This is a genomic window from Photorhabdus viridis (genome assembly GCF_040256935.1).
Lineage (GTDB): Bacteria > Pseudomonadota > Gammaproteobacteria > Enterobacterales > Enterobacteriaceae > Photorhabdus > Photorhabdus viridis.
In genome coordinates, this window is the sequence record NZ_JBEJZY010000539.1 from 1 (window position 1) to 223 (window position 223).

Here is a 223-nt window from a genome sequence, read left to right on the forward strand (position 1 = left end):
CTATATTCTGGATACCCAGGGTCAGCCCGCGCCGCTCGGTGTGGCCGGTGAAATCCATATCGGTGGGGCAGGAGTGGCCCGCGGTTACCTGAACCGTCCGGCACTGACAGCACAACGTTTTATTCCTGACCCGTTCTCCCGCGCCCCGGATGCCCGCCTGTACAAAACCGGCGACCTCGGCCGCTGGCTGCCCGACGGCAGTATCGAATATCTGGGCCGTAAC

1 protein-coding gene is annotated in these 223 nt (G+C 63.2%); it reads left to right on the plus strand.

Going from position 1 to position 223, the window contains the following annotated elements:
- A partial coding sequence (locus ABR397_RS24450) for a hypothetical protein (RefSeq protein WP_350307938.1) occupies window positions 1-223 on the plus strand: 223 nt, incomplete at both ends.